Source organism: Dellaglioa sp. CoH-57-MRSF-17, from assembly GCF_056782015.1.
In genome coordinates this window covers 1-381 of record NZ_JBXAXY010000069.1, presented here as the reverse complement: position 1 = coordinate 381, position 381 = coordinate 1, and the positions used below count along the sequence as shown (strand labels likewise).

1 pseudogene is annotated in these 381 nt (G+C 70.1%); it reads left to right on the top strand.

From position 1 onward, the window contains the following. Positions 1-381: pseudogene (locus AC1RPJ_RS07905) on the top strand (hypothetical protein); the annotation flags it as partial.

The following is a 381-nucleotide window of genomic DNA, read 5'->3' as shown; positions in this document are numbered from 1 at the left end:
CCAGATCAAGGGCGTAGCCGCCGGCACAAACGCCACCGACGCGGTCAACCTGCAGCAACTGCAGGGCGTAACGGCGGCTGTGGGCGCCGTCGGCGACGGCGCAGTCTCCTATGATGACTCGACGCATTCGCGCGTCACGCTCGGCGCCCCCGGCGTCGGATCGCCCGTCGTGCTCACCAACGTCGCAGACGCGGCACTGACGGCCACCAGCACGGGCGCCGTGTCTGGTCGGCAGCTTTACACCGCCAACCAGGCGATCAGCGCCAACGCGGTCTCGATCGCAATGCTGTCGACGTCGACTGGCCTCGCCGTGTCGTCGTTGTCCACCGGCGTCGCCAACGGCGGGGCGACGCTGGCCGCGCTGCAATCGGGACTGGCGGC